The organism is Bradyrhizobium sp. CCGB20, assembly GCF_024199855.1.
Classification (GTDB): Bacteria; Pseudomonadota; Alphaproteobacteria; order Rhizobiales; family Xanthobacteraceae; genus Bradyrhizobium.
In genome coordinates, this window is sequence record NZ_JANADN010000001.1 from 3,790,111 (window position 1) to 3,810,764 (window position 20,654).

24 protein-coding genes are annotated in these 20,654 nt (G+C 64.0%); 13 read left to right on the forward strand and 11 right to left on the reverse strand.

All coding sequences use genetic code 11. The annotated features are described in order from the left end of the window. The 3 genes from NLM15_RS17250 to NLM15_RS17260 are packed head-to-tail and all read right to left on the reverse strand — an operon-like array spanning window position 1 to window position 2,547. Window positions 1–1,005: an NrtA/SsuA/CpmA family ABC transporter substrate-binding protein gene (locus tag NLM15_RS17250; protein WP_254118266.1), complete on the reverse strand. Its 1,005-nt coding sequence runs from the start codon at window positions 1,003–1,005 to the stop codon at window positions 1–3. Further along, on the reverse strand, window positions 998–1,750 hold the full coding sequence (locus tag NLM15_RS17255; protein WP_254118268.1) for an ABC transporter ATP-binding protein: 753 nt from the start codon (window positions 1,748–1,750) through the stop codon (window positions 998–1,000). Before NLM15_RS17255 ends, NLM15_RS17250 begins: the two co-directional genes overlap by 8 nt. Further along, window positions 1,747–2,547, reverse strand: a complete 801-nt coding sequence (locus tag NLM15_RS17260; RefSeq protein WP_254124270.1) for an ABC transporter permease subunit — start codon at window positions 2,545–2,547, stop codon at window positions 1,747–1,749. The genes NLM15_RS17255 and NLM15_RS17260 overlap by 4 nt, the downstream gene beginning before the upstream one ends. Before the next feature lie 337 nt (window positions 2,548–2,884). On the opposite strand from NLM15_RS17260, the gene NLM15_RS17265 reads away from it, so the two are divergent. Continuing rightward, complete coding sequence (locus NLM15_RS17265; protein WP_254118269.1) at window positions 2,885–3,976, forward strand: LLM class flavin-dependent oxidoreductase; 1,092 nt, start codon at window positions 2,885–2,887, stop codon at window positions 3,974–3,976. Window position 3,977: 1 nt separating this feature from the next. Here the strand turns inward: NLM15_RS17265 and NLM15_RS17270 are convergent, their stop codons facing one another. The 3 genes from NLM15_RS17270 to NLM15_RS17280 all read right to left on the reverse strand — a co-directional run bounded on the left by NLM15_RS17270 (window position 3,978) and on the right by NLM15_RS17280 (window position 7,937). Beyond that, window positions 3,978–5,318, reverse strand: a complete 1,341-nt coding sequence (locus NLM15_RS17270; RefSeq protein ID WP_254118271.1) for an LLM class flavin-dependent oxidoreductase — start codon at window positions 5,316–5,318, stop codon at window positions 3,978–3,980. A gap of 60 nt (window positions 5,319–5,378) precedes the next feature. After that, complete coding sequence (locus NLM15_RS17275; RefSeq protein WP_254118272.1) at window positions 5,379–6,344, reverse strand: aliphatic sulfonate ABC transporter substrate-binding protein; 966 nt, start codon at window positions 6,342–6,344, stop codon at window positions 5,379–5,381. 186 nt (window positions 6,345–6,530) lie between these two features. After that, the gene (locus tag NLM15_RS17280) at window positions 6,531–7,937 is read right to left on the reverse strand and encodes an LLM class flavin-dependent oxidoreductase (RefSeq protein ID WP_254118273.1); all 1,407 of its coding nucleotides are present in this window, start codon (window positions 7,935–7,937) and stop codon (window positions 6,531–6,533) included. A 255-nt stretch (window positions 7,938–8,192) separates the two neighbouring features. On the opposite strand from NLM15_RS17280, the gene NLM15_RS17285 reads away from it, so the two are divergent. The 7 genes from NLM15_RS17285 to NLM15_RS17315 are packed head-to-tail and all read left to right on the forward strand — an operon-like array spanning window position 8,193 to window position 13,803. Beyond that, window positions 8,193–9,512 (forward strand): O-acetylhomoserine aminocarboxypropyltransferase/cysteine synthase family protein, encoded by a 1,320-nt coding sequence (locus NLM15_RS17285; RefSeq protein ID WP_254118274.1) that lies wholly within the window; start codon window positions 8,193–8,195, stop codon window positions 9,510–9,512. A gap of 36 nt (window positions 9,513–9,548) precedes the next feature. Continuing rightward, the gene (locus tag NLM15_RS17290; RefSeq protein ID WP_254118276.1) at window positions 9,549–10,346 is read left to right on the forward strand and encodes a MetQ/NlpA family ABC transporter substrate-binding protein; all 798 of its coding nucleotides are present in this window, start codon (window positions 9,549–9,551) and stop codon (window positions 10,344–10,346) included. 29 nt (window positions 10,347–10,375) lie between these two features. Further along, window positions 10,376–10,627, forward strand: coding sequence for a hypothetical protein (locus NLM15_RS17295; RefSeq protein WP_254118277.1), 252 nt, complete (start codon window positions 10,376–10,378; stop codon window positions 10,625–10,627). 41 nt (window positions 10,628–10,668) lie between these two features. After that, a complete protein-coding gene (locus NLM15_RS17300) occupies window positions 10,669–11,451 on the forward strand; it encodes a MetQ/NlpA family ABC transporter substrate-binding protein (protein WP_254118279.1) in 783 nt (260 codons plus the stop codon). A 24-nt stretch (window positions 11,452–11,475) separates the two neighbouring features. Beyond that, entirely contained in the window at window positions 11,476–13,104 is a 1,629-nt protein-coding gene (locus NLM15_RS17305; RefSeq protein WP_254118280.1) for an FAD-dependent oxidoreductase, read from the forward strand. Next, entirely contained in the window at window positions 13,101–13,421 is a 321-nt protein-coding gene (locus tag NLM15_RS17310; protein WP_254118281.1) for a ferredoxin family protein, read from the forward strand. Before NLM15_RS17305 ends, NLM15_RS17310 begins: the two co-directional genes overlap by 4 nt. 28 nt (window positions 13,422–13,449) lie before the next feature. Beyond that, window positions 13,450–13,803, forward strand: coding sequence for a DUF3088 domain-containing protein (locus NLM15_RS17315; RefSeq protein ID WP_254118282.1), 354 nt, complete (start codon window positions 13,450–13,452; stop codon window positions 13,801–13,803). A 21-nt stretch (window positions 13,804–13,824) separates the two neighbouring features. Here NLM15_RS17315 and NLM15_RS17320 read toward each other — a convergent pair whose 3' ends face one another. The 5 genes from NLM15_RS17320 to NLM15_RS17340 all read right to left on the reverse strand — a co-directional run bounded on the left by NLM15_RS17320 (window position 13,825) and on the right by NLM15_RS17340 (window position 17,147). Next, complete coding sequence (locus NLM15_RS17320) at window positions 13,825–14,649, reverse strand: ABC transporter permease (RefSeq protein ID WP_254118283.1); 825 nt, start codon at window positions 14,647–14,649, stop codon at window positions 13,825–13,827. Next, window positions 14,642–15,457, reverse strand: a complete 816-nt coding sequence (locus tag NLM15_RS17325) for an ABC transporter ATP-binding protein (RefSeq protein ID WP_254118284.1) — start codon at window positions 15,455–15,457, stop codon at window positions 14,642–14,644. The genes NLM15_RS17320 and NLM15_RS17325 overlap by 8 nt, the downstream gene beginning before the upstream one ends. 1 nt (window position 15,458) lies before the next feature. Continuing rightward, on the reverse strand, window positions 15,459–16,466 hold the full coding sequence (locus tag NLM15_RS17330; RefSeq protein WP_254118286.1) for an ABC transporter substrate-binding protein: 1,008 nt from the start codon (window positions 16,464–16,466) through the stop codon (window positions 15,459–15,461). 70 nt (window positions 16,467–16,536) lie between these two features. Then, window positions 16,537–16,737 (reverse strand): hypothetical protein, encoded by a 201-nt coding sequence (locus tag NLM15_RS17335; RefSeq protein WP_254118288.1) that lies wholly within the window; start codon window positions 16,735–16,737, stop codon window positions 16,537–16,539. Between the two features lie 221 nt (window positions 16,738–16,958). Then, window positions 16,959–17,147: a hypothetical protein gene (locus NLM15_RS17340; protein ID WP_254118289.1), complete on the reverse strand. Its 189-nt coding sequence runs from the start codon at window positions 17,145–17,147 to the stop codon at window positions 16,959–16,961. Here NLM15_RS17340 and NLM15_RS17345 point away from each other — a divergent pair. From NLM15_RS17345 to NLM15_RS17365, 5 genes are all read left to right on the forward strand, one after another. Next, window positions 17,133–17,444, forward strand: coding sequence for a helix-turn-helix domain-containing protein (locus NLM15_RS17345; RefSeq protein WP_254118290.1), 312 nt, complete (start codon window positions 17,133–17,135; stop codon window positions 17,442–17,444). The genes NLM15_RS17340 and NLM15_RS17345 overlap by 15 nt on opposite strands. Then, window positions 17,366–17,755, forward strand: a complete 390-nt coding sequence (locus tag NLM15_RS43735; RefSeq protein ID WP_254118291.1) for a cupin domain-containing protein — start codon at window positions 17,366–17,368, stop codon at window positions 17,753–17,755. The genes NLM15_RS17345 and NLM15_RS43735 overlap by 79 nt, the downstream gene beginning before the upstream one ends. Before the next feature lie 75 nt (window positions 17,756–17,830). After that, on the forward strand, window positions 17,831–18,391 hold the full coding sequence (locus tag NLM15_RS17355; RefSeq protein ID WP_254118292.1) for a hypothetical protein: 561 nt from the start codon (window positions 17,831–17,833) through the stop codon (window positions 18,389–18,391). A gap of 147 nt (window positions 18,392–18,538) precedes the next feature. After that, window positions 18,539–20,182, forward strand: a complete 1,644-nt coding sequence (locus tag NLM15_RS17360) for an FAD-binding protein (RefSeq protein WP_375166845.1) — start codon at window positions 18,539–18,541, stop codon at window positions 20,180–20,182. After that, on the forward strand, window positions 20,179–20,559 hold the full coding sequence (locus tag NLM15_RS17365) for a ferredoxin family protein (RefSeq protein ID WP_254118295.1): 381 nt from the start codon (window positions 20,179–20,181) through the stop codon (window positions 20,557–20,559). Before NLM15_RS17360 ends, NLM15_RS17365 begins: the two co-directional genes overlap by 4 nt. Window positions 20,560–20,654 lie beyond the last annotated feature (95 nt).

Below are 20,654 nucleotides of genomic sequence, written 5' to 3' on the forward strand. Positions count from 1 at the left end.
TCAGAGCTGGGCGAGATGGTCGGTCACCTTGACCGGCTCGGGCAAAACCTTGCGGGCGACGAGCCAGTCGGCGGCCTTTTGCAGCTCGCTGATGAACCGTTCGTCGTTGACGGCGAAGTAGCGGTACTGGCGCTTGAGCGCGATGAACTGGTCGCGGACCTCGTCGCTGTACTTGCCGGCCTTTTGGGCGATGTACTCGGCGTCCTTGCCGTTCTCCGAGATCCACTTCCCTTCAGCACGGAACGCATCGTTCACGGCGCGCACCAGCGCGGGATTGTCGGTCGCGAATTTCCGGGTGGTGAGGTAGGACGTATAATCGATCTGGAAGTCGAGATCGCGGCCTTCCAGGAAAATGTCATGCGCCTTGTATTCGAGGCGAGCGATATCGACGCCGGGGCTCCACATCGACCAGGCATCGACCTTGCCGGAGGCGAGCGCCGGCGCCGCGTCGGGGGGATTGAGATAGACGAACTTGACCGCAGAGCGGTCGACCTTGTGCTTCTCGAGCGCGGCCACCAGCAGGAATTCGCCGAGCCCGGAGCGGTTGACCGCGACCGATTTGCCGACGAGGTCTTCCACCTTGTCGATGCCGGAACCGTCCTTGGCGATGATGGCTGTGGTGCGGGGCTCGTAGACTACGAACTGGGTGAACACCAAGGGTGAGCCGGCAATGATCGCCGCCAGTGCCGGCGTGGTGCTGCCGCCGAAGCTGAAATCGGCGCTGCCGCCGGTCACTGCCTGCAGGGTCGGCGCATGGTTCGGGAAAGGCCCGAGCCATTCGACCTTGATACCGTCCTTGGCCAGGACCTTTTCGAATTCACCACGTTCCTTGGCGATCAAATTGAGGCCGCTGAGTCCCCAGGTCAGGCGCACCGTGTCCGTGGTGCGGCCTGTCGCGGCCTCGGCAAAACCGCCGATGTTCAGGCCGGCGAGGGCACCGACGCCGAAGGCTGCAGTGCCGAGAAAGTTGCGCCGGGACGGCTTGGCGATGGGAGAGTCAGACATACGGGCCTTCCAGTGAATTAGTGGAGGATTGAGACTTCACGCCGAGCTCGCCAAGGAGTTCGCTGCGCGAGATGGGTGTCGATCCGTTACGAACGGCGCGGTGCTCGTAAGCGATGGCGCCGTCCCGCATCACCAGGATGCGGTCGGCCAGAGCGATGGCTTCGTCGACGTCGTGGGTGACGAGCAGAACGCCTGGTTGATGATTGGCGACCAACTCGCGGACGAGCTCATGCATGCGGATGCGGGTAAGTGCATCGAGTGCAGCAAAGGGCTCGTCGAGGAGCAGCAGTTCGGGCTGCTGGACCAGCGCGCGGGCAAGTGCGACGCGCTGGGCCTGTCCGCCGGAGAGGTTGCGGGGCCAGTCGTCGAGACGGTCGCCGAGGCCGACCTCGGTCAAGGCCTCGGCGGCGCGCTGGCGCGCGTTGGGCACCTGCAGGCCAAGCGAAACATTGCGCCAGAGGCTGTCCCAGGGCAAAAGCCGGTGCTCCTGGAACACCACGGCCGGCCGCCGCGGCGCCACGATACGACCGGCCTGAACGGAATCGAGACCTGCGAGCGCGCGCAGCAAGGTGGTCTTGCCACAACCGCTCTCGCCCAGCAGGGCAACGAACTCGCCCCGTTCGATGCGCAGGTTCAGCCGTTCGATGACGACGCGATTGCCATAGCTGCGCACGAGATTGCTGACGACGACAGCCGGTCCGGCCTCGAACGAGGCCGCCGACAAGGGAGCAACATGCGCGTTCATCGTGCCGCTCCGTAATTCGGATGCCAGGCGAGCATGCGCCGTTCAAGGAAGCGCGCGATGCCGTCCGCCGCGACGCCGATCAGCGCATAGATCACGATTGTGAGCACGATCACGTCGGTGCGCAGGAATTCACGCGCGTCCATGGCGAGGAAGCCGATGCCGGACTGTGCCCCAATGGTTTCAGCCACGACCAGCGCGAGCCACGCCGTCGCCAGCGCATAGCGGACCCCGGTCAGAATCGACGGCAACGCCCCGGGCAGGATAATCCGGCGGATCAGCTGAACGGAGCTCAGGCCCTGAACGCGGCCGAGCTCGAGCAGCTTGGGGTCCACCTGTCGAATGCCGAGCACGGTATTGATGTAGATCGGAAAGGTGACGCCAAGTGCGACAAGGAAGATCTTTTGCGTTTCGCCGACGCCGAGCCAGACGATGACAAGGGGCAGGACCGCCAGAAATGGAATGGCCCTGATCATCTGGACGCTGCGGTCGATCGCTGCCTCAGCGATCCTGGAGAATCCGACGAGAATGCCGAGCGTTGCGCCGACCGCCGTGCCGATCACGAATCCCGACGCCGCTCGCAGCAGACTGACGCCGAGATCGTTCAGCAGCGTTCCCGTGGTTGCGAGCTTGAATGCGGTTCGGATAACCTTGCTCGGAGCGGGAAGCACGTGTGGCGAGAGAAATCCTGTCTGCGCCAGCCACTCCCAGACGACGACCAGTACCACCGGCGCGAGCCACGACAGAAGCTGAAGGCCACGCGCGCCGAGCTTGCCTCTCGCCGAAGCCGGAGCGCGCATCTTCTCGTGGATTCGCGACGACGGTCCGCCCTCCGCGCCAATCGCAGTGCGGTCGATGTCGCTCAGTTCGATATTGCTCAAGACGCGAGACCTCGTTTCACGCACTGCATTCAATGCAAGCCGTGTGACGCCAGTGACTTGTTGTCCCGATAAAATGTCCCACGAAATCGGGTCGACAGAAATAGAGCGGTATTTCAATTGTCGTCCGCTCCGGAGTGATCCGCTGTCGTCGCGGCGCCGATGCGCGACAAAGAAAATCTTTTGCTGTCCGTCTGCTTGATCTTGCGCCGGGCATTGGCGAGAACGCGCGAGGTGAAGATATTCACGGGAGAGTACGATGACGACCGCACCGCTTCGCTTCGGCATCTGGGCGCTGGTCCATGGGCCGCGTGCGGCACATCAGGATCCGGAGGAGCCGTATGATGCCTCCTGGGAGCGCAATCGCGATCTGATTCTTGCGGCCGAGGAACTCGGCTACGACTCGACATTAATCGCGCAGCACACGATCAATCCGCACCAGGAGGATCTCGACCAGCTCGAAGCGTGGAGCGCGGCGGCAGCGGTTGCGGCGCTGACCAAGCGGATCGAGATCATCGCGGCGATCAAGCCGTACCTCTATCATCCTGTCGTGCTGGCCAAGCTGGCGCTCGGGATCGAGAACATCAGCCGCGGTCGCTTTGCGATCAATCTGGTCAATGCCTGGAACCGGCCCGAGCTGGAGAAGGCCGGGATTGGCTTTCCCGAGCACGATGCGCGCTATGCCTATGGCAAGGAGTGGATCTCCGTCGTGTCCCGCCTGATGGAGGGGGAGCGTCTCGATTTCAGCGGCGATCACTTCAACGTCTCCGACTACGCGCTGCGCCCGACGAGCCTCTATCGCAAGCGCCCCCTCATCTATGTCGGCGGCGAATCCGAGCCGGCGCGCGATCTGGTCGCGGGCCATGGCGACGTCTGGTTCATCAACGGCCAGCCGCTCGACGACGTCGCCGGCTTGATTGCGGATGTCGCGGCCCGCCCGCGCGGTTCGGCGCCGCCATTGCGCTTCGGCCTATCCGCCTTTGTCGTCGCGCGGGAGACCCGGGAAGAGGCGCAGGCCGCTCATGAGCGGCTGCTTAGCCTTGCCGCAAAGGATGCGCCGATGAAGGCGATCCAGAAGCAGAATACGGACCCGAAGGTTGTGATGATGCAGACCATGCAGAAGACGCCGCGGGTCGGCAGCAATGGCGGCACCGCCGCCGGGCTGGTCGGCAGCTACGACGAGGTCGCGGCGCGCATCGAGGCGTTCCATACGGCGGGCATCGAACTCTTCATGCTGCAATTCCAACCTTTCGAAGCCGAGATGAGGCGCTTCGCGGAAGAGATCATCCCCCGCGTTCGGGCGAGACAGTCGGACGGGCCGTCCGGGAGGATCGCCCGGTCTCTGGCGTAACTCAGGCCGAAGCGACTTCCGGCGCTCGCTTAGCAAAGCGGCTCGGCGGTCGCGGCAGACCAAAATGGTCACGCAATGTCGTGCCGGTGTAGTTGGTCCGGAACAGGCCGCGCTTCTGCAGGATCGGTACGACGGTGTCGACGAAGGTCTCCAGCCCCGTCGGCAGAACATCCGGCATCAGGTTGAATCCGTCCGCGGCGCCAGCCTTGAACCAGGCCTCGATATCGTCTGCGATCTGTTCTGGCGTGCCGACGATGATGCGATGACCGACGCCGCCGCCGAGGGCGCGGATCAATTGGCGGACGGTGAGGTTGTCGCGGCGGGCGATGTTCACGGTGCCCTGGAACATGGTGTGGTTGGCGTTGGCGGGAAGCGGCAACGGATCGGGAAGCGGCTTGTCGAGCTCGAGCAGCGAAGGGTCGATCTGTAGCGTGCCGGCAAGACGCGCCAGGCTGTATTCGATCGGGACCAGCTCCCAGAGTTCATCCTGCCGCCGCTTCGCTTCGGCCTCGGTGCCGCCGATGACCGTGGCCAATCCGGGCAGTGTGACGATGGAATCGCCGGAACGCCCGTAAGCCGCCGCACGCGTGCGCAGATCGCGCGCATAGGCAACACCTTCCTCGATCGACTGCGCCAGCGTGAACACGGCTTCAGCGTAGGCCGCTGCGAAGTCGCGGCCGTCGCTTGAGCCGCCCGCCTGCACCGTGACTGGCCGCCCCTGCGGCGAGCGCGGCACGTTCAGCGGCCCCGCCACCGAATAATACGGGCCACGATGCGCGATCGGATGCACTTTCGACGTATCGACGAACCGCGCGCTCGCCTTGTCGCCGACGAAGGCGTCGTCCTCCCAGCTGTCGAACAGCGCGTGGACGATTTCCGTGAATTCCTTGGCGCGCTCGTAGCGGGCCTTGTGCTCCACTGCACGCGTGAGGCCGAAATTGCGGCTTGAAGCGGCATCTGCGGTGGTGACCGCGTTCCATCCCGAACGGCCGCCACTGGCATGGTCTAGCGTCACGAAGCGGCGCGCGATGTTGTAGGGCTCGTTGTAGGTCGTGGACACGGTGCCGATCAGGCCGACGTGCGTTGTCGCGGCTGCAACCGTCGCCAGAATGATGGTCGGCTCCAGCGAGGTGAACGACCGGTAGTCGATGCGATCGTTCACGGCCGGGGAATCCGCGAGAAAGATCGCGTCGAGCTTGCCGCGCTCCGCTATCTGCGCCACGCGCACGTAATGGCCGAGATCGAAGAAGGCGCGCGGATCGCTGTCCGGCAGGCGCCAGGCCGACGGATAGACGCCGGAGTGAAGCAGGTTGACGTTCAGGTGCAGTTGACGTGGCGGCATTTGAATTCCAGAGGTCAGCGCGTTGTCCGATCATGGTACGCAGCAAGGCGAGCAACCTGATCAGGAACCCTTCGGCGACCAGATCTTGATGACCGTGGTGTCGATCTTCACGGGGATCAGGCCTTCGGCGTGGAATGCATCGGCAATGCGCTGCTGCTCGGACAGGCCCGGACCGGTGACCGCGCCCACTTGATAGGAGCGGTGGCTGTTGGCTTCCTCGACGGTTGCCGCGTCGATACCCCAGAGCCCGGCGAGCAATGTGGCAGCTTCCTTCGGCTGCGCCTTCACCCATTTTCCGGTCGCGGAGAGCTTCGCAAAGATCACGTTGAGCACCTCGGCATGCTTGTTCGCATAAGCGGCGGAGGCGAGGTAATAGCGCTTGTAGCTCGCAAGGCCATTGCTACCATCGGACAGGATCTTGCCTTTGGTCTGGTGCAGGGCGCTGGTCAGGAACGGATCCCACGCGACCCATGCATCCACATTGTTGCTGACGAAGGCCGCGCGGCCGTCCGCCGGCGTCAGATAAGCGGGTGTAATGTCCTTGAAGCTGAGCCCGGATTTCGCCAGTGCTGCGAGCAGCAGATAGTGGCTGCCCGCGCCCTTGGTCACGGCCACCTTCTTGCCTTTGAGTTCAGCGACGGTCTTGATGGCCGAAGATTCCGGAATCACGATCGCCTGTGCCGCCGGCGAGGCGGCTTCCTCCGCGATATAGGCGAGCTTGGCGCCGGCCGCCTGCGCGAAGATCGGCACCGTGTCGGCGACGTCGGCGCCGAAATCGATGCTCCCGATATTGATGGCCTCCAGCAACGGCAAGCCGCTGGTGAATTCGTGCCATGAGACCGTGATGCCGAGTGGCTTCAACGCCTTCTCGAGCTCACCGTTCGTTTTCAGGATCGCCGTCAGCGTCGAGGACTTTTGATAGCCGATGCGGATCTCCTCGGACATCGCAGGCCGAACGGCCGCCATGACAAAGAGGCCGAGCGTGGCCGCGGCGAGGATCCGCAGGCGGGACGTGAGATGAGACATGAAGAATTGTCCTGAAGCTGAGCCGCTTTCGGCGGCGCGTTGTCACAGCAGCAAGTCCGCAATGTGCCTGTAAACGAGCTCGCCTTGCAATTTCAAGGTATGGTTCGGCAGGGAACGAACATTCTCCGGCGGGTTTCAATGCGAGAACGGGATTTCCCCTGCGGTAAAGCGCACCGGCAAGCAGCGCTATTCGGCGGCGTCGGAATGAAACGAACTCTTTGACGGCAACCGCCGAAAACCCGCGCCGGGATGCGTCGTGTGCAGCCGCGGGCCACGTCCCGGAAACAGCTTTTCGCGCAGCGTGCCCTCGCGGTAGGCGGTCTTGTAGACGCCGCGCGATTGCAGCTCCGGCACCACGAGATCGACGAAGGCATTCAGCGATTCCGGAGCGACCAGGCGGAACAGGTTGAAGCCGTCGACGTCGGTCTCGTCAGCCCAGGCGATCAGCTCGTCGGCGACGTCCTGCGGCGAGCCGACCACGAAGGGCGACCGCGCGCCGGCACGGCTCAATCGGGCGAGATCGCCGACATTGACCGGCCGGTCGCTGCGTATTGTGAAATTCTCGACCATCGACTGGATGGCGTTGCTCTCGACATATTCGATCGGCTGGTCAGGCCGATAGGTCGAGAAGTCGATGCCGGTCCAGCCCGACAACAAGGCGAGCTGGCCGGTCTGGTCGACATGCCGCGCATAGTCCTCGAGCAGATCGTTCGCCTCGGCCCGTGTCGGCGCCACGATCACGGTCGCGCCGGCGAACAGGCGGATGTCGTAGGGATCGCGACCAAAGGCCTTGGCGGCCTCCCGTATCTCGCGGACGGCGCGGGCCAGGATCGGCTTGGTCTGGCCGTTGAGAAAGATCGCTTCCGAATGCTGGGCAGCGAAGGCACGGCCGCGTTTCGAGGTGCCAGCCTGATACAGTAGCGGCGTCCGCTGCGGCGAGGGCTCGGCCAGATGGATGCCGTCGACCTTGAAATAGGGACCGTCATGCACCACCCGATGAAGCTTTGCAGGATCGGTAAAGATGCCGCTGCCGCGATCGCGGCGGACGGCGTCGTCCTCCCAGCTTCCCTCCCATAGCTTGTAGGCCGCGGTGAGAAAGTCCTCGGCCGCATCATAACGATCGTCATGCGCGCGGCCGGCCGGAAGGCCCATGCCGCGTGCACCGCTGTCGAGGTAGCCGGTGACGATGTTCCAGCCGATTCTGCCCTTGGTGAGATGGTCGAGTGTCGAGAACGTGCGTGCGAGCTGGTAGGGATGCTCGAAAGTCAGGTTCGACGTGATGCCGAAGCCGAGATGCTCCGTGACGAGCGCCATGGCGGACACAAGTAGCGTCGGGTCCGCGTTGGGAAGCTGGACCGCATGCCGCGCGGCAGCCTCGGCATTTCCGCCATAGACGTCGTACACGCCGAACACGTCCGCGAGAAAAATGCCGTCGAGCAATCCGCGCTCCGCAGTCCTGGCGTAGCCGGTCCAATAGTCGAGCGTGTTGTAGTCGATCGAGGCATCACGCGGATGCGACCACAGGCCCGCCCAATTGTGGCTGGGCGCGGTCATGTTGAAGGCGTTGAAGCGCAGGTCGCGCGGTCGCGTCATGGTCTGATCCGATCGTCAATTGCGAAGCACGTCCACCCCGCTCGGCATTTTCTAACATTTTTGCATGGGCGAGTTTGTTTCCAATTCGGCGAACGCGCGGAAACAAACGCGTTGCGAGGCCACGATGATGCAGTACGCGCATCGCTATTTTCCTGAAGCGCTCGACAGCCGCAGAATCCGACCGCATCATTTTCGCCGACAAGCACCGCTTGCCGCGCAAGGTGCGCGCTCTCGAGACAGACAAGGGAATTGCAGATGGCGTTGGAGACCCGGAACTTCGAGACGCTCGCGTTGCATGGTGGTTCGTATCGTACCGACCCCGCTACGGGTGCGGTGGCGGTTCCGATCTATCAGACCACGTCGTTCCAGTTCGAAAACACCGACCACGCCTCGCGCCTGTTCGCGCTCGAACAACTCGGGCCGATCTACACCCGCATCGGCAATCCGACCCAGCAGGCATTTGAGGACAGGCTTGCTGCACTCGAAGGTGGCGCCGCCGCCCTCGCGGTTGCCTCCGGACAGACGGCGTCGGCATTCGCGATCTTCAATATCGCGCAGGCCGGCGACAATATCGTGTCGTCGACGGACCTTTATGGCGGCACGTGGACGCTGCTCTCGCAAACCCTGAAGCAGTTCGGCATCGAGGTCCGTTTCGTCGATCCCGTCGATCCCGAAAATTTCCGCCGTGCCACCGACGCGAAGACGCGAGCCTATTTCGGCGAGACACTGCCGAATCCCAAGCTCAATGTATTCCCCATCAAGGAAGTTGCCGACATCGGCCGCTCGCTTGGCGTGCCGCTGATCCTCGACAACACGGCTTCGCCGCTGATCGCGCGGCCGTTCGAGCATGGCGCTGCGGTGGTGGTCTATTCGACCACGAAGTATATCGGCGGCCATGGCACTGCGATCGGCGGCGCCATCGTCGACGGCGGCAATTTCGACTGGGCCGCACATGCGGATCGCTTCCCGCTGCTGAACAAGCCCGATGAGGCCTATCACGGTGCGATCTGGACCGAGGCCGCGAAGCCGCTCGGCCCGATTGCCTACATTCTGCGCGCCCGCGTCAAGCTGCTGCGCGACCTTGGCGCATCGATCGCGCCGCAGAATGCCTTCCAGTTCATCCAGGGCCTCGAGACCCTGCCGCTGCGCATCCGCCAGCACAACGAGAATGCGGGGAAGGTCGCGAATTTCCTCGCCAAGCATCCGTCGGTGTCGAACGTGATCTTCCCCGGCCTGCAGACCGGAGAGAACCGGCGCAGGGCGGATGCCTATCTGAAGGGCGGCTTCGGCGGGCTTGTCGGCTTCGAGCTGAAAGGTGGCGTCGAAGCCGGCCGTCGCTTCATCGATGCGCTGAAACTATTCTATCACGTCGCCAATATCGGCGACGCCCGCTCGCTCGCCATTCATCCGGCATCGACGACGCATCAGCAGCTCACTCCGGCCGAGCAGCTCGCAGCCGGCGTGACCCCCGGCTACGTCCGCCTGTCGGTCGGCATCGAGCATCCCGACGACATCCTGGCTGACCTCGGCCAGGCGCTGGCGCAGGCCGATGCCGGTGCGCGCAAGGCCGCGTGAGACCTTTCACCTGAATTGAAACGGGAATTTGAGACAATGAAGATCCTTCGTCGTACCGCCCAGGCTGCCGGTATCTGGCTTGCATTCATGGCAGCCGCCTTCGCGGGCGAACCGCTGAAGATCGCGACCAGCGCCGGCCCCGTTGGGCATTTGGCGTCTTTTGCCGCCAAGCTCGCCAAGGAGAAAGGGCAGCACGTCAAGATCGTCGAGCTGTCGGATTGGGTGGCGCTGAACGAGGTCGTGAACAGCGGCGAGGTCGATGCCAATCTGTTCCAGCATGCGACTTACCTCGCGCTTCAGAACAAGCAGCGCGGCTTCAATCTGGTGCAGGCCGACAAGGTCGGCGTGATCGCGCCGGTCGGTCTGTTCTCGAAGAAGATCAAGAAGCTCGACGAGATCAAGTCGGGCGACAGCGTCGCCATCCCGAACGAGCCGCTCAACGGTGCGCGCGGGCTGATTCTGCTGGAGCGGGCCGGGCTGATCAAGCTGACGCCGGGCAAGGGCTTTTCGGTCAGCAAGTTCGACATCACCGAAAACCCGAAGAACCTCAAGATCGTCGAGCTCGACCCCGCGCAGACCTATCGTTCGCTCGACGACGTGACGCTGGCGCTCGTCAACATCACCTATCTCATCCCGGCCGGCGGCGACCCGAAGTCTGCACTGATCATCGATCGCACCGTCGACGAAGGTCTTGTGCTGCGCTTCACAGCCCGCCCCGACAAGAAGGACGATCCGCGCCTGAAGGCGTTCATCCAGGTGTTCAACTCGCCCGAGGTGAAGCAGTTCATCGAGGAGAAGCTACCGGCATTCATCCCGGCGGGCTTCAGCAGCTAGGATAGCGCGCTGCACAAGGGCATCACGCCATGATCTATGTCGTCGACGTCAACCGGATGAGCTTTGCCTTCGTGGCTGGAAGCGAGAGGCATGCTGCGGAGATCGCGGGTTCGCCGGGTTTTGTGCAGGCGCTGGACCGGTTTTTCCTCAACCAGCGAGGTGCGATGGCGTCGAGCCATCGTCCGCGTGCCGCGACGGTTCAGGAACTTGCTCTCTTCCACGACATGTCTTCCGAATTCGCGGAGGCCACGGCGGACGTCCTGGTCGCCCGCGTCGGCTAGGCGTCGAAACAAATGATCGCTCAAGAAGGAGATCGCAGACTATGAGACGCCACTTGCTTCTCGTGATGGCCGCCCTTGCCCTGTTCGCCGCACCGGCCTCCGCGGATCAGAAGATCAAGGTCGGGATATCGGGCGGCGATGCCGAAATCGTCTGGGCCAAGGTCAAGGAGATCGCCGCCAAGGACGGCCTCGACGTTCAAGTCGTCGTCTTCAACGACTACCTGCTGCCCAATGCCGCGCTGGATGTTGGCGATCTCGATGCGAATGCCTTCCAGCACAAGCCCTTCCTGGACAACCAGATCAACGCGAGGGGATACAAGATCGTCGCGGTTGGCGAGACCATCGTGGCCCCGATCGGCCTCTATTCCAGGAAGGCGAGATCGGTCGCCGAGATCAAGGACGGCGCTTCGGTCGGAATCCCGAACGACCCGTCGAACGGCGGCCGCGCCTTGCGGCTGCTTCAGGCCGAGAAGCTGATCGAGCTCAAGGATGGGGTCGGGATTCTGCCGACCGCGCTCGACGTGACCGGAAATCCCAAAAAGCTCAGGATTCGCGAAATCGATGCCGCCCAGCTGCCGCGCAGCCTCGACGATGTCGATGCCGCGGTCATCAACACGAACTATGCCGTCCCGGCCGGCCTCATCCCGGGCAAGGATTCCATCGCGATCGAGTCCCCCGTCAACAATCCCTACAACAACTTCATCGCCGTTCGCGAGAAGGACAAGGATGCGCCCTGGGTCGCGAAGCTGGTGCGCGCCTATCAGAACGACACGATCCGCCAGATCATCAAGGACAAGCTGCCGGGCCAGATCCCCGCGTTCTGAACAATCTCAATCCGGAGACCAGCGATGACGAATCCATCCAGCTGTGCCGAAAGGCTGTCGAGTTCAGCAGGATCGGTCGTGTTCGACGCCGATGTGCTGGTGCTCGGTGGCGGTCCCGCGGGCACATGGGCCGCGATCAGCGCCGCGGAGCACGGCGCACGCGTCGTGCTCGCTGACAAGGGCTTTTGCGGCACATCCGGTGCGACGGCGGCGGCCGGCACCGGCGTGTGGTATGTCGACCCCGCGCCCGAACGGCGCGAAGCCGCGATGGCCAGCCGCGAGAAGCTTGGTGGTCATCTCCAGGATCGCCGCTGGATGGCGCGGGTGCTGGACCGGACCTACGCCCAGAGCAATCAGCTTGCCGATTGGGGCTATCCTTATCCTGTCGACGAGGACGGCAAGCCGCAGCGGAATTCGTTGCAGGGGCCGGAATACATGCGGCTGATGCGCAAGCGGACGAAGCAGGCCGGCGTGACGATCCTGGATCACTCTCCGGCGCTTGAGCTGCTCGTGGACGGCAGCGGCGTCGTTGCGGGTGCAACCGGTCTGCGACGGCAGAAGGGCGATCGTTGGACGGTCAATGCGAAGGCGGTGGTGATTGCCACCGGCGGATGCGCCTTCCTCAGCAAGACGCTCGGGTCGAACGTGCTGACCGGCGACGGCTATCTGCTGGCCGCCGAAGCCGGTGCGGAGTTCACCAGCATGGAATTCTCCAACGCCTATGCGATCTCGCCGGCCTTCGGATCGGTGACCAAGACGCTGTTCTACAGCTGGGCGAGCTTCACCGATGAGCAAGGCAGCGTCATTCCGGGAGCTTCGTCGAAAGGCGGCCGCTCGGTGATTGCGCGGGCGCTGCGCAAGGGCCCGGTCTACGCCCAGCTCGACGAGGCGGATGCCGAGACGCAGAAGCACATGCGGGTATCGCAGCCGAATTTCTTCCTCCCGTTCGACAGGACTGGAATCGATCCCTTCACACAGCGCTTTCCCATCACGCTTCGCCTCGAGGGCACGGTTCGGGGCACGGGGGGCTTGCGGATTGTCGATGACAGTTGCGCGACGACGGTTCCTGGCCTCTATGCGGCAGGCGATGCTGCTACGCGCGAACTGATCTGCGGGGGCTTCACCGGCGGCGGCAGCCACAATGCCGCCTGGGCGATGTCGTCGGGGTATTGGGCCGGGCAGGGCGCCGCGGGATTCGCGCGCCAACTGGGCGTCACAGCCGGGCGTCAGGTGATCCGACGGGGCACTGTGGGTTTGCGCTCCCGCAGCGGGCGACCCTTGCAAGGCGACGCGCTCGCCCAAAGCGTTCAGGGCGAGGTGTTTCCCTATGAGCTGAATTACTTCCGCGAGGCCGGACGACTCGGCGAGTCGCTCCGTCGGCTGGATGCATTGTGGTCCGATGCGTCGGTTGCCGATGCGCCGGACGAGCAGGGGCTGCTGCGCGCGCGCGAAGCCGCCGCCATGCTCGCGACCGCGCGCTGGATGTATCGCAGTGCGCTCGCGCGTCAGGAAAGCCGGGGAATGCATCGCCGCGACGACTATCCCGAGCAGGACGACCGCTATCGCCACTATGTGTCGACCGGAGGGCTCGACGACGTCTGGACCTCGGCGCGGCCGCTGCCTTCCCCCCACTACGCTGAGGCTGCCGAATGATCGAAGTCATCGATACGGAGCGGTGCACGGCTTGCGATATCTGCGTCAACGTGTGCCCGACAAACGTCTTTGATAAGACGGACCGCATTCCCCGGATTGCGCGTCAGAGCGATTGCCAGACCTGCTTCCTGTGCGAACTCTACTGCCCTGAGGACGCGCTGTTCGTCTCTCCGTTCGCCGACACCCCGCAACAGCTCGACGTCGCCGCGTTGAAGGAGGCTGCAGTGCTGGGCAGCTATCGGCGTGCGGTGGGGTGGACCGATGAGAGTCGGCACTTGCGCGATGCCGACCGGAGCTACCGGCTGTTCGGCCATTGAAGGATCATATCGACTTGCGGAGCGCGCCATGAGTGGAGACCGCTTGTTCCTGTTGAAGCCGGGGTTTGAAGTTCCGGAGCAGCCTGGGCGCTTCTTCGTCTGTCCGCACTGCAACGCGATCGAGGGATTGCTGGCGTCGTTTCCCGGGCTGGCAACGCAGATCGAGGTGCATCGCCTGCCATTCGCGCGCCCGCGAACGGCGATCGTCGAGCTCCTCGGCGAGCAGCATCAGTCGCTTCCGGTTCTGGTCTTCGACGACAGCCAGCCTGTGCCTGACGACGCCGGCATCGCCAACGGCCGGCGCTTCGTGGATTCGTCGGAGCGAATATTGCGCTATCTGGCCGAACGCTACGCATTCCCGCATGTTCACCATGAGGGTTGAGCGGAGGCGGCCAGCCACACCCTAGGTCTGCACCTGTCCCCAGCGTTGGACAGTGATCCGTGTCAGGCTCCGGAAGATCACGCCTTCCACAAGGAGCCCGATCAGGATGACCGTGAGCAGCCCGGCAAAGACGCTCGCGGTCTCCAGTTGCGCGCGGCTGGTGTAGATGAACCAGCCAATTCCGCCGGAGCGGGCGCTGACGCCGAACACCAGCTCGGCCGCGATCAGCGTGCGCCAGGCGAACGCCCAGCCGATCCGCAAGCCCGACAGGATCTGGGGGAACGCCGCGGGCACCAGGATCTCCGCGACGAACCGGCCGCCCGAGAGGCCGAGATTGCGGCCGGCCATTCTCAGGGTCGGCGGCACCGCGAGGAAGCCGCCGTAGCAGGCGAGGGCCACCGGCCACAGAACCGAGTGCACGATGACGAAGACGAGGCTCGGCGTTCCCACACCGAACCACAGAAGCGCGATGGGCAGCAGCGCGATCGCCGGAAGCGGATTGAGCATCGACGTCAAGAGGCCCAGGGCTTCGTTGCCCCAGCGCGACAAGGCGGCGAGGGTCGTCAGCACCGCAGCAACGGCAATGCCGAGTGCGTAGCCCGTGATCAGAACCCGGAGCGAAGTCAATGCGCGGTTCGGCAGTTCGCCTGACAGGATGGCAGACCATAGCGCCGACAGTGTCGCGCCCAAGGTCGGCAGCAGCAGTGCGTTGTCGAGCCAGCGTGCATAGAGCTCCCAGGCGAGAGCAAAGCCGGCGAGAATGACGACGCGCCGCCAGGGCGTGCCGTCGAGGGCCCGCCGCAACGCTGAAGCGCGTACGAGCTTTGGCGCGGCGATGTCAGACATGATTGGGTTCCGGGGCAGAAAATACGGTTTCCTGGATCTGCCGTTCCAGCTCGGCGAAACCAGCGGTGCCGCGCGTGCGGGTGTCCGGCGGAACGTTGAAGGTGGCGGCCAGCCGCCCGGGATGCGGCGTCAGCGCCAGGATACGAGTGCCGACACGGATCGCCTCGTCGATGCCATGGGTCACGAACAAGGCGGTGTTCCCGGTTTCCTCGCACAGCTTGAGCAGCTCGTCCTGCATCTGCCGCCGCGTCAGCGCGTCGAGCGCGGCGAAGGGCTCGTCCATCAGCAGCAGCGCCGGCTCCAGCGCAAAGGCGCGCGCGATCGCCACGCGCTGCTTCATCCCGCCCGACAGCGTGTGAGGAAAGGCGTCGACGAAATTCTTCAGCCCGACCCGCTCGAGCCAACGGCGCGCAACGCCTTCTGCGTCCCGCCGCGGCATGGATTTCCCTCGCTCCAGCGCATAGCGCACATTGCCGAGCACGGTGCGCCACGGCAGCAACTGGTCGAATTCCTGAAACACGGTCATGCGGTCGGGGCCCGGGGCGCCGATCCGCCGGCCGTTCATCCGCAGCTCGCCGGCGCTTGGCTTGAGAAAGCCGCCGACGGCGCGCAGCAGCGTGGACTTGCCGCACCCGGACGGGCCGAGCAGGACCAGCCGTTCGCCGGCCGAGATCTTGAAGCTGACGTCCTCGACGGCCGTGAGGATGCCGTCCGGCGTCGGATAACTGATGCTGACGTGGTCGAGTTCGAGCAGCGCCGGTGAGGCAGTGTCGCCGGCGAGGCCCGTCAGTCGCGGAGCGACGTTCATGTCAGCTTCCAGGCTTCTCTCCGAGGCCGGACCAGAACAGATCGCGCCACGACGCCGGCGCCTGCTTGATCAGGCCGACCTTGGCCTCGAAATCCGCGAACTTCTGGGCACCTTCCGGAGCCGTGGTGAAGTTGACGTCCTTGTCGCGAATGATGCCTTCGACGAAGTCGGGCGCGAGCTTCGAGCCTTCCGCCTTGATGTAGAGCGCGGCGGCGTCCTTCGGATTGGCCTTGATCCATTCGTTGGCGCGGTCGAGGCCGCGGACGAACGCCAAGATCGTCTTGGGATTGTCGTTGACGAACTTCGTGGTGGAATAAACCACGTTGAAGGTGTGGGGGCCGCCGAGCACGTCGTAGCTGTTGAGGACCTGATGTACCTTGCCGCTCGCCAGCTGCTGCTGCGAGAACGGCGGCGAGGTGAAGTGCGCCGTGATCTCCGAATGCCCGGACAGGATCTGCGCCGTCGCGTCCGGATGCGGCATGCTGACGGTGAGTTCGTCGAGCTTGTCGTATTTGCCGAACGCCTTGTCCGCGGCCATCTGGAGCACGATCGGCTGGAAGCCGACCTTGACCGACGGAAGGGCGATCCGGTCCTTCTCGGTGAAATCCGCCAGCGTCTTGATGTTCGGATTGTTGGTGGTGAGGATATTGGCCATCGAGCCCAGCGCCGCCACACCGATGATCTTGGCAGTGGTCCGCGTCTTGTCCCAGGTCAGGATCATGGGCGTGATGCCTGCCGTCGCGAAGTCGAGGCCGCCCGAGATGAGGGCCTCATTCATGGCCGCAGCGCCGGAGAGCCGCAGCCACTCGATCTTGGGCGGGGTGATGCCGAGCGCCTTGGCCTCTTGCTCGATCAATCCATTTTCGCTGGCGACGATGAGCGGAAGATAGGCGATACCGAATTGCTGGGCGATGCGAAGCTGGTCCGTCTCGGCGCGGGCAACATTTACAGCCCCGGCCGCCATCACCAGGGCGAGCGCGGCTGCGCAAATGGACTTCGATGCAATCATTTCCGTGTCTCTCGCGTTCACGTCGGATGGGCCGTGACGTGTCGTGTGTCCAGCCTTTGACAGCCACATGTCAGGAAATCTGCTGGCCGGTCCAGTGAACTGATGTCACTGCGCGATTTTCGAAAGAAACGCGCTGGGAGGTACGCATTCGATAGAGTTGTTGTTCTTCAGTCGTCCGGTGATGAGAAAATGTTTTCTCGATGCGGCGGCCGAGCATCGATCGCCTCTCGCGCTCGATGCGCGCGCCCGCAAGACCACGATGAGCGGACATTCCCGCGGTCACCACGCACGCAGGGCAGTGAGCGTCTGACGGATGCACTAATTTGAGAAGCCTTTGCTACGTGGCCGAGCTTTACAGGCTCCGTGTTGTTTTGTTTGGCGATGGCTTGCCGGGCAAGGCGATGCAACTAGGATATCGCGTATTGCAATCGAACGCGGATCAAAGAAGGTGACAGAGGCTACGAGTTCAGCGCGGATTATCGATCTGGCTGCCTATCGGTCGGAGCGGAGCAGGCAGCAATCCGCGGCATCAGCGGCGCCGACGCCAAGCATCGGCACGGGCCTATTCGCAACGGGCGCTCCCATGCCGCTCTGCTGGTTCTGGCCGACCTGGGTCTGGGTGCCGATGCCGGTACCGGCCATGTCGCCGGTGCAGTGGGATGCTTCATGAGCGGCGGGCACGTCGCTTCGTCGCCGGACACGAACGCATCATCCTCCAGTGATCTCGACCTGCCGGCCATCCTCGGGCGCAATTTGCGTCGGCTGCGGACCAGCCGGGGTCATTCGCTTGAGCGGCTCGCCAAGCAATCGGGAGTGAGCCGGGCCATGCTCGGGCAGATCGAGACCGGGAAAGCGTTCCCACCATCGCGCTGCTTTGGAAGGTCGCGAGCGCGCTCCATGTGCCTTTTGCCAATCTGCTCCAGAGCGAAGTGCCGCGCGGCCCAAAGGTCCTGCGCCGCAGCGATGCCAAGCTGCTGACATCCAGCCAGGGGCAGTTCACCTCGCGCGCGCTGTTTCCCTTCGATGGCGACCATCAAGTCGAATTCTACGAGCTGAGGATCGGCCCGCTTCACCGCGAGGCGGCGGAACCGCATGCGCCCGGTACGCGCGAGAATCTCTTCGTCGCCAAGGGCGTGGTCGAGATCACGGCCGGGTCGGACAAGCCGCAGACGCTGACCGAGGGCGATGCCGTCCTGTTCGAGGCCGATGTGCCGCACGTCTACAAGAACCTCGTCGCCGACGAAGCGGTTCTCTACCTCGTGATGACCTACGCCGAGACCGCCGCATGAAAAGCAAAAGGGCTGGCGCGAGCCAGCCCTTCGTCCATCGCGCCTGGCGAAAGCGATCAGGCAGCCTTCATCGGCATGCACATCATCATCATGCCGCCGCAGCACATCATCATGGGCATGCCCATCTGCATCATGCTCATCATGCTTTCGCAGCACTTCATGAACATGTCCTTCATGGCCGGGTCCGTCGGCATCATTTCGCAGGTCATGCCGGCCGGCGTCATGGTGCACTTCACCTGGCAGGGCATCATCATCGGCATGCCCATGCCCATCATGTTCATCATCGGCATCATGCCGCCGGCCATTGCGGGGTTCATCATGCCGCCCATCATCATCGGCATCGGCATCATCTGCATTGCGGTGTTCATCGTCGTTCTCCAAAATCAGAGCAGGAAGCACTCGTTTGCGCTGAGATTGGAGATAAAGCGATCTGCCGCCGAAGTGAATCGTGAAATGTTTCCGCTGTTCGCTTTCATCCAACAAAATGGAAGTGCTGCGCGGCCTGTAATCCTGCTTGTAGTTCATAGCGGATATCCATCCGCTATGTTGGACGGACTCCGGCTTCGCCCGTCCGTCAAATTCCCGAAAGCTCCTTGTCGTTCGCCGTCGCGCGCGGAGAAACCTGTTCTACGCTGAAAGACTCATCATGCGGGCCTCAACGACGGCGGCATGAGTCGTTTGCGTGGCATGCCGAAAAGAGTTTTGCCTTTCATTGACCTGCGCGCGGCCTCGCCCAAACATGCTGCGACAAGGTGGCGCGCGTCTGCATCCGGCATTTGCCCGATGCCGGAATGCGGTTGCACCATTGCCAGGAGGCGCAAGGTGGTTTCGTCGTCGCTCGAAGAATTGTCGCTGACGGCCGACGTGTTGATTGTGGGCGGCGGCATGGCGGGCGCCTGGGCGGCGACGTCAGCGGCGCAGGCGGGCGCCAAGGTCGTGCTGGCAGACAAGGCCTATTGCGGCACCAGCGGCGTCACGGCCGCAGCGGGCCCGGGCCATTGGTGGGTGCCGCCGGATCCTCCCGCGGCGCGCGACGCGGCCGTGGCCAACCGAATTGATGCCGGTCTTGGCCTTGGCGAAGCGGAGTGGATGTATCGCATCCTCGACCAGACCTGGCGCACGCTGCCCACGCTTGCGCGCTACTACAAGTTCGGCGTCGACGACGAGGGGCGCGTGAACCATCGCGCGGTACGCGGGCCGGAATATATGCGCGCCCTGCGTCAGGAGGTTCTCAGCCACGGTGTCACCATTCTCGATCATTCGCCCGTTCTCGAGCTGCTGGCGCGTTCCGATGGATCGATCGGCGGCGCGCGTGGCCTGCGCCGGCAGGATGGCGGCCGGTCCTATTGGGTCGAGGCCGGTGCCGTGGTGCTCGCGGCGGGCGGGACCAGCTTTCTGTCGCACTTGCTGGGATCGCATACCAACACGGGTGACGGCTATCTGATGGCGGCCGAGGCGGGCGCGGAGATGTCCGGCATGGAATTCACCGCCGCCTACACCATCGCGCCGGCGCATTCGACGATGACGCGCAGCATGGCCTATTCATTTGCGACCTATTATGATGCCGAGGGGCGGCAGCTGGATCTGCCGTTCGGGCCTGACCAGACCATCCACCTGGCGCGCGCGCTGCAGCGCGGGCCAGTTTACTGCTCGCTGCATCGTCTGCCCGATGACATCAAGGCGAGGCTGCATACGATCTCGCCTAACGTGCCGCTGGTATTCGACCGCTGGGGCATCGATCCCTACCGCGACCGGTTCGAGGTCACCCTGCACAATGATGGTACTATCCGCGGGATCGGTGGCGTGCGCGTGCATGATACGGATGGCGCGACATCCGTGCGGGGATTGTTCGTAGCCGGCGATAACGCATCGCGTGAGAAGGTCGCCGGCGCGATCTCCGGCGGCGGCAACGTCAACTCGGCCTGGGCGCTGTCGTCGGGCGTCTTCGCCGGACGCGCGGCGACGCGTGTGGCGCGCAGCGCGGCGCGACGGGTTGAAAGGCTTCGGCCGCTCGGACGTGCCGGGCTGCGACCAGGCGGTCGACCTCAGACGGTCGACGTCGCCGCTATTCGAAGCAGCGTACGCGCCGAGATGCATCCGTTCGACAAGAACCTTTTCCGTACAGGCCCCGGGCTTGCCGCGTCGTCGCGCGTCATCGACGATCTCTGGCGCGATGTGGCGGAGCACGGGCATGCGGGCACGCTCGCCCTGCGCGAGGCTGCGGCGCTCGTTGCAACAGCGCGCTGGTCGGTGGCCACTGCTGCTGCGCGCAACGAGAGCAGAGGACTTCACCGCCGCGAGGATTTTCCTGCACAGGATCCCGGATTGGCCGCGCGCCTGCTCAGCGGCGGACTGGATCGGATCCGGGTGTCGCTCGACCGTCCATCGCCGGCGACCAGACCCGATCAGCTCGAGGCGGCGTCATGATCGAGCTCGTCGTCGAAGAGCGCTGCACGGATTGCGGCGCATGCATCGAGGTCTGCCCGGCCAATGTGCTCGAGCCCGGCCGCGCCGGCCTGCCGGTTCTGGCGCGGGTCGAGGATTGCCAGACCTGTTTCATGTGCGAGCTCTATTGCCGCGCGGATGCGATTTATGTGGCGCCCGATTGCGATCGCCGCGTTGCCGTAACCGAGGCGGAAGTGCTGGCGTCAGGCCGTCTCGGCCAATACCGCAAGCACTCCGGCTGGGATGAATGGGCGGAGCGCTTTCCTAACGAGCAATGGCTGATGGAGACGGTCTTCCGACGCGCCGGCGAGGCTGCGGCAAAGGCAAAAGCGGAACGGCTCGCCGCTGCGAAGGAATAGCCTCGAGTGCGGAGACGAATTCATGTGTCTCATCGAAGCGCGTCGTCCGGTTGTTGCCCGATGCCGAAGATCTTTGAAAAGACTATCTTGCGTCA